General features: G+C 69.1%; 11 protein-coding genes and 1 rRNA gene. 8 read left to right on the forward strand and 4 right to left on the reverse strand.

What is annotated here, in order from left to right:
* From GFD30_RS23740 to GFD30_RS23750, 3 genes are all read left to right on the forward strand, one after another.
* Positions 1 to 558: a thymidine kinase gene (locus GFD30_RS23740; RefSeq protein ID WP_153027638.1), complete on the forward strand. Its 558-nt coding sequence runs from the start codon at positions 1 to 3 to the stop codon at positions 556 to 558.
* 258 nt (positions 559 to 816) lie between these two features.
* Complete coding sequence (locus tag GFD30_RS23745; protein ID WP_322633558.1) at positions 817 to 1,506, forward strand: HAD family hydrolase; 690 nt, start codon at positions 817 to 819, stop codon at positions 1,504 to 1,506.
* A 42-nt stretch (positions 1,507 to 1,548) separates the two neighbouring features.
* Positions 1,549 to 2,076, forward strand: coding sequence for a DUF2087 domain-containing protein (locus GFD30_RS23750; RefSeq protein ID WP_153027639.1), 528 nt, complete (start codon positions 1,549 to 1,551; stop codon positions 2,074 to 2,076).
* A gap of 33 nt (positions 2,077 to 2,109) precedes the next feature.
* Here GFD30_RS23750 and GFD30_RS23755 read toward each other — a convergent pair whose 3' ends face one another.
* Positions 2,110 to 2,481 (reverse strand): winged helix-turn-helix transcriptional regulator, encoded by a 372-nt coding sequence (locus tag GFD30_RS23755; RefSeq protein ID WP_407649190.1) that lies wholly within the window; start codon positions 2,479 to 2,481, stop codon positions 2,110 to 2,112.
* Between the two features lie 121 nt (positions 2,482 to 2,602).
* Between GFD30_RS23755 and GFD30_RS23760 the strand changes: the two genes are divergently transcribed.
* From GFD30_RS23760 to GFD30_RS23770, 3 genes are read left to right on the forward strand one after another with little or no spacing between them, the layout of a single operon-like run.
* On the forward strand, positions 2,603 to 3,466 hold the full coding sequence (locus tag GFD30_RS23760; protein WP_153027641.1) for an NAD(P)-dependent oxidoreductase: 864 nt from the start codon (positions 2,603 to 2,605) through the stop codon (positions 3,464 to 3,466).
* A gap of 13 nt (positions 3,467 to 3,479) precedes the next feature.
* Positions 3,480 to 4,349 carry an NAD(P)-dependent oxidoreductase gene (locus GFD30_RS23765; protein WP_194202091.1) on the forward strand — a complete coding sequence of 290 codons (870 nt, stop codon included), beginning with the start codon at positions 3,480 to 3,482 and terminating at the stop codon, positions 4,347 to 4,349.
* Complete coding sequence (locus tag GFD30_RS23770; protein WP_322633559.1) at positions 4,346 to 5,236, forward strand: NAD(P)-dependent oxidoreductase; 891 nt, start codon at positions 4,346 to 4,348, stop codon at positions 5,234 to 5,236. Before GFD30_RS23765 ends, GFD30_RS23770 begins: the two co-directional genes overlap by 4 nt.
* 21 nt (positions 5,237 to 5,257) lie before the next feature.
* Here the strand turns inward: GFD30_RS23770 and GFD30_RS23775 are convergent, their stop codons facing one another.
* Entirely contained in the window at positions 5,258 to 6,109 is an 852-nt protein-coding gene (locus GFD30_RS23775; RefSeq protein ID WP_153027644.1) for a helix-turn-helix transcriptional regulator, read from the reverse strand.
* A 131-nt stretch (positions 6,110 to 6,240) separates the two neighbouring features.
* Between GFD30_RS23775 and GFD30_RS23780 the strand changes: the two genes are divergently transcribed.
* Positions 6,241 to 6,990, forward strand: a complete 750-nt coding sequence (locus tag GFD30_RS23780; RefSeq protein WP_153027645.1) for an NAD(P)H-dependent oxidoreductase — start codon at positions 6,241 to 6,243, stop codon at positions 6,988 to 6,990.
* Between the two features lie 74 nt (positions 6,991 to 7,064).
* Here GFD30_RS23780 and GFD30_RS23785 read toward each other — a convergent pair whose 3' ends face one another.
* Both GFD30_RS23785 and GFD30_RS23790 read right to left on the reverse strand, forming a co-directional pair.
* On the reverse strand, positions 7,065 to 8,357 hold the full coding sequence (locus GFD30_RS23785; protein ID WP_227996973.1) for a KamA family radical SAM protein: 1,293 nt from the start codon (positions 8,355 to 8,357) through the stop codon (positions 7,065 to 7,067).
* Between the two features lie 208 nt (positions 8,358 to 8,565).
* Positions 8,566 to 8,991 (reverse strand): OsmC family peroxiredoxin, encoded by a 426-nt coding sequence (locus GFD30_RS23790; protein WP_153027646.1) that lies wholly within the window; start codon positions 8,989 to 8,991, stop codon positions 8,566 to 8,568.
* A 665-nt stretch (positions 8,992 to 9,656) separates the two neighbouring features.
* Here GFD30_RS23790 and GFD30_RS23795 point away from each other — a divergent pair.
* Positions 9,657 to 9,761, forward strand: a 16S ribosomal RNA gene (locus GFD30_RS23795); the annotation flags it as partial.

The following is a 9,761-nucleotide window of genomic DNA, read 5'->3' on the forward strand; positions in this document are numbered from 1 at the left end:
ATGTCGCACGAACTCGTCGCCTACCTCGGCGTCATGGACGCCGGGAAGTCCACCCTCGCCCTCCAGTACCACCACTCCCTCGGAGGACAGGGCGTCGTCTACACCTCCATGGACCGCGGCGGCGAAGGCGTCGTCTCCAGCCGCCTCGGCCTCCACCACGAAGCCCGCGAGGTCAAACCCGGCTTCGACATCTACGACGACCTCGCCCTCATCCGGCCCCCGTACGTCATCGTCGACGAGGTCCAGTTCCTCGAAGCGCCCAAGCAGATCAACCACCTCGCCGACGCCGTCGACGGACTCGGCCTCGACGTCTACGCCTTCGGCCTCAAGACCGACTTCCTCGGCCGCCTCTTCCCGGCCTCGCAGCGCCTCATCGAACTCGCCGACCGCGTCGAAGAACTCCCCGTGCGCGTCAACTGCTGGTGCGGCGAGCGCGGCACCCACAACGCCCGCGTCCGCGACGGTGTCATGGTCTTCTCCGGCGACCTCGTCGAAGTCGGCGACATGGACTCCTACACCGTCCTGTGCCGCCGCCACCACCGCGCCGGCCTCGCCTAAGACCGGTCCGTTCGCCGGCCGCATGGCCGACCGACCGGTACACGGGCCCGGGCGACGCCCGCGAGCCGCGGTCCCGCGCGGCGAGCGGACCAAGGGACCCGCCCCGCGTCGACGCATTCGACGGGCCCGGGTGCCGCACCGACGGATCCGGCCGGCCGCTGCCCGCCGCCGAACGAACGCCCCCGAAGGCTGTGAGCCTCCTCGCCCGGAACGGGCGAAACCACCGTCCACGCCCCCGGCCCCGATACCGTTCTAGGCGTGACCGAGCAACTGAACGACCTGCCCCCGGAGGACGCGTTCCCGCAGGCCGTCTTCTTCGACATGGACGGCACCCTCCTCGACTCCGAGCCGAAGTGGGACGTCGCCCTCGAAGAGCTCGCCGTCCTCCTGGGCGGCACCCTCCGCCCCGAAGTCCGCGACCGCATGGTCGGCTCGAACGAGGACGCCTCGGTCATCCTGCTCCTCGACGACCTCGGCCTCCCGCTCGAGAGCACCCCCGAACACGTCGCCTGGCTCCGCACCCGCATGAAGCGGCTCTTCGCCGACGGCGTCGACTGGAAGCCCGGCGCCGAAGCACTCCTCCGCGAAGTCCGCCGCGCCGGCATCCCCACCGCGCTCGTGACCTCCACCCCGCGCGAACTCACCGAGGTGCTGCTCCAGACCCTCGACCCCGCCAACTTCGACGTCATCATCTGCGGCGACGAGGTCCAGGCGCGCAAACCCGACCCCGAGCCCTACGCCACCGCCGCCGCCAAGCTCGGCGTCGACATCACCCGCAGCATCGTCCTCGAGGACTCCCGCTCCGGCAGCGAATCCGCGCTCGCTGCAGGCGCGGTCACCTTCGCCATCCCCAGCGAGGTCGCCCTCCCCGCCGACCTGCCTGCCTACCGCCTCACCACCCTCGACGGCGTCACCCTCGACCGGCTCCGCGCGATCGCGACCGCCTGAAAACACCTTGACGCCCTTGGCGTTCCGGGCGATCGTGGGGCCATGGAACCCAGCCACGAGATCGTCAAGGCCCTCGCCGACCCGGCCCGGCTCCGCGTCTTCGCCGCGATCGTCCTCGCCGGCGACCGCGGCACCGGACTCGCCGCCCTGCGCGAGGACCACCCGAAGGCCGAACAGGCCCTGCCGCGACTCGTGCGCGCCGGACTCGTGACCGCGGCCGAAGACGGCTTCCGCGCCGACCCGACGGCGTTCCGCGAAGCCGCCGCCGCGGCCCGCGCGGCCGTCCCCGACGCCCCCGAGGGCACCGCCCCGGACGTCGCGCACCTCTACTCAGGCGGACGCATCACCGTCCTGCCCACCCGCCGCGCCACCCGCGTGGCGCTCCTGCGCGACCTCGCCGACCGGCTCTTCGCGTTCGACCGCGTCTACACGCAGCCCGAGATCACCGACGCGCTCGCCGAGGTCTACGACGACCCGCTGACCCTCCGCCGCGAGCTCATCGACGAACTCCTGCTCGAACGCACGCTCGGCGGTCGCGAATACCGCCGCCGCGAAGCGCCGCCGATCTAGCGCCGCCCCGGGCCCGGACCCACCGGACCGGACTCAGCAGGCCTCGACCTTCGGCCGCGGCTCCAACTCGTCGCGGTGCCGGTCGCCCCACACCTCCAGCGGCGCCAGCGCCTCGTTCAGCGACCGCCCCAGCGGCGTCAGCGAGTACTCGACCCGCGGGGGCACCTCCGCGTACAGCTCCCGGTGCACGATCCCGCTCGCCTCGAGCTGCCGCAGGTTCTCGGCGAGCACCTTCTCGCTCACCCCGTCCAGCTTCCGCCGGATCTGCCCGAACCGGACCGGCCCTTCGGCGAGCACCCACATCAGGTGCATCTTCCACTTGCCGCCGACCACGTCGATCGCGAGGCTCATCCCGCAGGTTTGATCTGCGCCACTCTCCGACTGCAACGGACCCCTCCCGGCCATATTTCGAACCTCGACGTAAGCAACCCCACCAGAAGGTGCGGTCTTGCCAGCGTACCCGGACCGACCGACGATGGATCCCGGAAGCACACCACGGGAAACACCACTGCCGAAGGGGCACAACATGTCTGCTCACAAGTCCGTTACCGTCGTGGGCCTGGGCCCGATGGGCCGCGCCACCGCCCGGGTCCTCCTCGAGGCCGGCGTCGACGTCACCGTCTGGAACCGCAGCCCCGGCAAGACCGAGGCCCTCGCCGAACTCGGCGCCAAGGTCGCCGCCACCGCCGCCGAGGCCATCGCCGCCAACGACACGATCCTGCTCTCCCTCATCCACTACGACGCCATGTACGGCGTCCTCGAGCAGGGCGACCTCACCGGCAAGACGGTCGTCAACCTCTCCTCGGACTCCCCGGCCAACGCCGCCAAGGGCGCGGACTGGGTCCTCGACCGGGGTGCGCGGTTCCTGACCGGCGCGTACATGACCCAGGGCGACGAACTCGGGCACCCCGCCTCGAAGCTGTACGTCAGCGGCCCCGCCGACCTGCACGAATCGCTGCGGCCGCTCCTCGAAAAGCTCTGCACCAACGTGTACCTCGGCGGCGACTACGGGGTCGCCCAGCTCTACTACCAGGCCGGGCTCGCCATGTTCAGCGCCTACCTCATCTCGGTCCAGCAGGCGTTCGCCATGATCGAGCGCTCCGGCGCCGACATCGACACCTTCCTCGAGCTCACCAAGGACGACGCCGGGAGCCAGCGCGACTTCACCCTCTTCTTCGCGCAGGCCGCGAAGGAGGGCGGCTGGGAGGACCTGGCGGCCCTCAGGATGATGCTCGCCGGCACCCAGCACGTCATCGACGCCAGCGAGGACGCCGGCGTCGACGCCGCGATCACCCGGACCATCAAGGACTACTACCAGCGCGCGCTCGATGCGTCCGAGAAGGCCGGCACGGTCGTCCCGGTCTACCGCATCCTCCGCGGCGAAGCATAGGAAGGCGCACACCATGCCGAAAGGCAACCTCACCGTCCTCGGCCTCGGCGCCATGGGCTCCGCGGTCGCGGCCCGCCTGCGCGAGTCGGGCTACGCCACGACCGTCTGGAACCGCACCGCCGCCAAGACCGAACCGCACGTGGCAGCCGGATCGACCGCGGCGGCGACCGTACCGGACGCCGTCGCGGCCGGAGACGTCGTCCTCGTGGTCCTCTTGGACCACGCCAGCGTCCGCGAGCACCTCGAACCCGCCGCCGCCGGCCTCAAAGGCAAGGTGGTCGTCAACCTGACGACCACCACCCCGAACCAGGCCCGCTCCACCGCCGCCTGGGCCGCCGAGCACGGCATCGCCTACCTCGACGGCGCCGTCATGGCCGTCCCGGGCATGATCGGCACCCCCGGCTCCCGCCTGCTCTACTCCGGCGACGAGAACGCCTACGCCATCGCCCGGCCCGCGCTCGAGACCCTCGGCGCCGCCGAGTTCACGGGCGCCGACCCGGGCGTCGCCTCGCTGAAGGACATGGCCCTGCTCTCGGCCATGGACCTGATGTTCCTGGGCTACCTCCAGGCGTTCGCCATGATGCGCACCGTCGGGACCAGCGCCGCGGACACCGCCGCAGAGGTCGAGGCATGGCTCGCCGCCATGCTCCCGCACGGCAAGGGCATCGCCGCGATCGTCGACGGCGGCACCTACGACACCGGCGGCCAGAGCGTCGACTTCGACCGCTTCGGCATCGCCTCGCTCATCACCGCCAGCCGCGAGCAGGGCGTCAGCGCAGTGCTCCTCGAACCGCACCGCAAGCTCCTCGAAGAGCTCGCGGCCGCCGGCCACGGCGACAGCGACTGGCCCCGCATCATCGACCGCCTCACCATCCACCGATAACGAACGCCACCAAGGAGACCACCATGAGCGAACCCACCATCGGCATCCTCGGCCTCGGCGCCATGGGTTCGGCCATCGCCACCCGGCTGCGCGAGTCGGGCTACGCCACGACCGTCTGGAACCGCACCGCCGCCAAGACCGAACCGCACGTCAAGGCCGGATCGACCGCCGCCGCCACGGTGGCGGAGGCCGCCGCGCAGAGCGACATCCTCCTCGTGGTCCTCTTGGACCACGCCAGCGTCCGCGAGCACCTCGAACCGGTCGCCGCCGATCTCAAGGGCAAGGTGGTCGTCAACCTGACCACGACGACGCCCAACGAGGCCCGCTCCACCGCCGCATGGGCCGCGGAGCAGGGTCTGACCTACCTCGACGGTGCGATGATGGCGGTCCCCGAGATGATCGGCACCCCGGCCTCGCGGCTGCTCTACTCCGGTGACCGGGACGCCTACGACATCGCGCTCCCCGCGCTGGAGACGCTCGGCGCCGCCGACTACGAAGGGCAGGACGCCGGACTCGCATCGCTCAAGGACATGGCCCTGCTGACCTCGATGTACCAGATGTTCGACGGGTTCATGCAGGCCGTCGCGATGATGCGGACCGTCGGCGTCTCCGCGGCGGAGACCGCCGCCGAAGTGTCCGGCTGGCTGGGCGCGGTCCTGCCGCACACCGAGCAGTTCGCGGCCGTCATCGACAGCGGCGACTACAGCGGCGGCCAGAGCGTGGACTTCACCCGCGCCGCCGTCGGCTCGCTCATCACCGCCGCCCGCGAGCAGGGCGTCGGCGCGGACTTCCTCGAGCCGCTCATGCGCCACCTCGACGAGCTGAGTGCCACCGGCCGCGGCGGCGCCGACTGGATCAGCGTCAACGAGCAGCTCGCGATCAAGTGACCGCCCGGGGCGGGCGGGGGACTACCCGTCCGCCCCCAGGAGCGCGAGCTTCTCGTACCCGTCCGTCCCCGGCGCCGCGGTCAGCGTCACGAGCATCTGCCCGGACCCGTCGGCGACCCGGAACTGGTCCTTGTAGAGCTGGAGCAGGCCGACCATGGGATGGTCGAACCGCACCCAGCCGATGTTGCAGTCCTTGACCTCGGCCTTCGCCCACATCTCCGCGAAGTCGCGGTGCGCCACCGACAGCTCGCCGATCATCGCCGTCATCTCGGCGTCCTCGGGGAACAGCGCCGCCATCTTCCGAAGCTGCGCCACGGTCTCGTGGGAGCACACGGCCTCCCAGTCGGGGAAGAACTCCCGCGAGTCCTCGTCGAACAGCAGCCGCGCGAAGTTCGGCCCCGATTCCAGGTCCCAGCCGAAGCCGCCGTAGAGCAGCCGCGCGAGCCGGTTCGACGCGAGCACGTCCTGGCGGTGGTTCATGATCAGCGCCGGGAAGTTGTCGATCGCCGCGAGCATCGTCTGGAGCGAGGGCCGCACACCCGTCCGGGCCTGCTGCGGTCCGAGCCGCGAGTTCCCCGCCAGCCGGTGCAGGTGCGCCCGCGTGGTCTCGTCGAGCCGCAGCGCCCGCGCCACGGCGTCCAGCACCTGATCCGACGGCCGCTTCGCCCGGCCCTGCTCGAGGCGCGTGTAGTAGTCCACGCTCACTCCGGCCAGCAGCGCCAGCTCCTCCCGCCGCAGGCCGGGGACCCGCCGGCGCACGTCCTTCGGCAGACCGACCTCGTCGGGATCCACCCTGGCCCGCCGCGCCTGCAGGAACTTGCCCAAGTCCGCGACGTCCTCGAGCTTGTGGATTCCGGTCGCATCAGATGACATCACTCAAACCTCCGCGGCAAGCATGCCCGCGTCCGCTCCGCGGTGCCTAGGTCTGTCAGTCCTAGGGTCGAACGACCCCAGGTCGAACAGACGTCTGGTAGCCCCGCCGGATCCGCCGCAGCATGGTCGGCATGCAGATCCACATCGTCTACGCCCACCCGCACAACGCCTCCCTGAACGCCGCCCTCCGCGACGAGGCCGTCCAGGCCCTCGAGGGCGCCGGCCACGTCGTCACCGTCTCGGACCTGTACGCCATGGAGTGGAAGGCCGTCGCCGACTACGACGACTTCGGCCCCACCGAGGACGAGCGGTTCATGTTCGCCGCCGGCGAGGCATGGGAGAAGGGCACGCTCACGGAGGACGTCAAGGCCGAACAGGCGAAGCTCCTCGCCGCCGACCTCGTCATCCTCCAGTTCCCGCTCTGGTGGTACACCGTGCCGGCGATCCTCAAGGGCTGGATCGACCGGGTCTTCACCAACGGCTTCGGCTACGGCACCAGCCGCGACTGGCCGCGCTTCGGCGACGGCGTCCTCGCCGGCAAGCGCGCCATGGTCCTCGTGACCACGGGCGCCGCCGAGTCGCACCTCTCCGACCGGGGCGTCAACGGCTCCATCGACGACCTGCTCTTCCCGCTCCAGCACGGCGTCCTGTTCTACACCGGCATGCAGGTCCTCCCGCCCATCGTGGTCACCGGCGCGGTCGTCATGGACGAGGCCGACTTCACCGACGCCGTCAAGCAGGTCCGCACCCGCATGGAGGCCGTCGCCGAGACCGAGCCGATCGCGTACCGCAGGCAGGCGGAGGACTACGACGACGCCAAGCGCCTCAAGCCCGGCCTCGAACCCGAGGGCACCACCGGCTTCGCCCTGCACATCGCCTGACATGAGACGAGCCGGAGCGGCTTGCGCCGCTCCGGCTCTGGCGAGTGACCACCGTCCAGCCGATGAAGACGGGATTACTCGAACGGGAACTTGTCCGCGAACGCGGGCTTCAGGTCGTCCAGCCACACGGCGTTCTCATCGAACTTCGCGTAGAACGGGATCCCGACGATGCCGGGGTCCCGCGCCTGGAGCATCCGCAGCGCGAACACCTTCTCGTCGCCGATCCGGACGACTCCGTCCACCGCGACCTTGCCCGGCGTGGCCGACATCGACGGGCCTCTCACGGTCCGGCACAAGCCGGAGACCTGGCTGAAGGCGTCCCGGTAGATCTCCCAGGCCCGCGCCAGCGGCACCGAGAAGTAGTCCCTCGGCCCGGTGTCGCGCTCCACGAACATGTAGTACGGGATCATCCCCAGCCGGTGCTGGGTCCTCCACATCCCCGCCCACTGGTCCGCGTCGTCGTTGATCGACCTGATCAACGGCGCCTGGGTCCGGATCACCGCACCCGTGGATCGGATGCGGCGCACCGCCTCCCGCACGATGTCGGAGTCGAGCTCCTTCGAGTGCGAGAAATGCGCCATGAACGCGAGGTTCCTCCCCGAGTCCACGACCTGCTCGAACAGCCGCAGCGTGTCCTCCGCGTCGGGATCCGACACGAACCGCTGCGGCCAGTACGCGAGCGCCTTCGATCCGATGCGGATCGACTCGACGTGGTCCATCTCCAGCAGCGGTTCGATGTACCGCCGCAGCACCGGCTCGCCCATGATCATCGGGTCCCCGCCGGTCAGCAGCACGCTGCTCACCTCGGGATGCTCACGCACATAGCCGGCGAGCTGGTCCACGTCGTTGTTCGCCATCTTCAGGTCGGCGATCCCCACGAACTGCGCCCAGCGGAAGCAGTACGTGCAGTACGCATGGCAGGTCTGGCCCTGCTGCGGGAAGAACAGCACTGTCTCGCGGTACTTGTGCTGGAGCCCGGGGATGGGCTCCTCGCCGGCCTTCGGGATGTTGAGCTGAAGCTGACCCGCCGGATGCGGGTTGAGCTTGAACCGCACCTCGTTGGCCGCGGCAGTCACCTCCTGTTTCGGAGCGTCGGCCTTGAGCAGACCGGCGATCCGGTCGACGTCCTCCGCGGGAAGCATGTCCTCCTGCGGGAACACCAGCCGGAACATCGGGTCCTCGAACGGGCGGTCCCAGTCGATGAGCTCATCGACCACGTACGCGTTCGTCCGGAACGGCAGGACCGACGCGACGGCCCTGGTGCGAAGCCGCTGCTCCTCTGACAGCGACGCTCGTTTGAGCAGATCGTCGAGATGACGGATGGTGTAGGCCTGGAACCGCCTACCGGTGTTTTCAGGAGCAGTCACGAGAACTCCCTCCTCTTGCGCTTGTCGGTTTGCAACGCGGCCGGCAGGGCCCCACTTGCAAACAAGTGCGCGAAACCAACGCTCACCCGGCCTCGACTGGCGGTTCCGCCCGTGTCGGCTCCGTGGTCTTTCAACCACGGATGGTGCACCCGATGCTTTCGCGCACACTGTGCGTGAATTATGAAATTTTCAGTTGTTTGCGACGACCCTAACCCAGCGTCGCCTCAAGGGAAATCGGGACCGCCTTCAGCGCCTGGCTCACGGGGCAGCCGTCCTTGGTCGCCGCCGCGATCTCGTCGAACTCGTCCTTCTCGATGCCGGGGATGACGGCCCGGACATTCAGGACGATGTCGGTGATCCCCGTGCCCGGCTTGAAGGTCACCGCGGCCTCGGTGACGATCTCCTCCGCGGTGTAGCCGGCCCGGCCGAGGGCGCCCGCGAACGCCATCGAGTAGCAGGAGGCGTGCGCCGCGCCGATGAGCTCCTCGGGGCTGGTCTTGCCCTCCGGCTCGTTCGCGCGGGCGGCCCAGGTCACCGGGGTGTCCGGGAGACCGGACGACACGAAGCTGGTGACACCGCCGCCGTCCTGGAGTCCGCCGGTCCAACGGGTGCGTGCATTGCGAGTGGCTGACATGCCTTCTCCTTTGATCGGAGGTACCTTCGCTCGCAGGCTAACAGCCGGACTCGACGCTGCAAGACGGTCCGCGACGACCGGCCGCGCCCGCAGACCTGCCGTCCTCGGTAACGAAAGTCTTGCCATCTCCCCAGGTCAGGCGTAACGTTGAACGACAGGTGACCCCCCTGGTTTCGGCCCCTCATGGGGTGTGTATATTTGTCTCTGCCCGCGGGGGAACGGAACGGCCAAGCCGGTTCGGAGATCACGGAGGCACGCGACAGGCTCAGAGAGCCCGGCGCGGTCCGGGTCGAAGCGCGGGGATCACCTGAGACTTCATAGAGGCTCAATTGCGTGTGACCAGGGTCAATCACCCCCGGTTGGACGACGCGGATTGAGACTAGTAATGTTGTTCGGGTTGCTCCGGCGGAGAACGAATCCCATGTACGGATGAGTCTTTGTTGTGGCGTGTTGTTTGAGAACTCAACAGGGTGTTTGGATGGTCAGCGTGCGGGCTGATCGAGGGGCTTGGCATTAGGTTGTCGGGTGTTCTTGGTTGGTACTGTTTTTGACTGTCTTTTCCTTGGGGCACTTGCTTGGTGTCCCGTTGAAAATCGGTCAGGACTGGCTTCGACACAACTGAAGTCGCTGGATCCTTTGTCAAGGGTTTGGTGCGCAACAGGTTTTTGTTGGAGAGTTTGATCCTGGCTCAGGACGAACGCTGGCGGCGTGCTTCACACATGCAAGTCGAACGGAAAGGCCCGCTTGCGGGTACTCGAGTGGCGAACGGG

The sequence above is a fragment of the Glycomyces albidus genome (genome assembly GCF_009451885.1).
GTDB lineage: Bacteria > Actinomycetota > Actinomycetes > Mycobacteriales > Micromonosporaceae > Glycomyces > Glycomyces albidus.

What these genes read in the sequence shown, in the direction of transcription:
- GFD30_RS23740 (WP_153027638.1), top strand. Translation starts at nt 1, where the DNA reads ATGTCGCACGAACTCGTCGCCTACCTCGGCGTCATGGACGCCGGGAAG.
- GFD30_RS23750 (WP_153027639.1), top strand. Translation starts at nt 1,549, where the DNA reads ATGGAACCCAGCCACGAGATCGTCAAGGCCCTCGCCGACCCGGCCCGG.
- GFD30_RS23755 (WP_407649190.1), bottom strand. Translation starts at nt 2,481, where the DNA reads ATGGCCGGGAGGGGTCCGTTGCAGTCGGAGAGTGGCGCAGATCAAACC.
- GFD30_RS23760 (WP_153027641.1), top strand. Translation starts at nt 2,603, where the DNA reads ATGTCTGCTCACAAGTCCGTTACCGTCGTGGGCCTGGGCCCGATGGGC.
- GFD30_RS23765 (WP_194202091.1), top strand. Translation starts at nt 3,480, where the DNA reads ATGCCGAAAGGCAACCTCACCGTCCTCGGCCTCGGCGCCATGGGCTCC.
- GFD30_RS23775 (WP_153027644.1), bottom strand. Translation starts at nt 6,109, where the DNA reads ATGTCATCTGATGCGACCGGAATCCACAAGCTCGAGGACGTCGCGGAC.
- GFD30_RS23780 (WP_153027645.1), top strand. Translation starts at nt 6,241, where the DNA reads ATGCAGATCCACATCGTCTACGCCCACCCGCACAACGCCTCCCTGAAC.
- GFD30_RS23790 (WP_153027646.1), bottom strand. Translation starts at nt 8,991, where the DNA reads ATGTCAGCCACTCGCAATGCACGCACCCGTTGGACCGGCGGACTCCAG.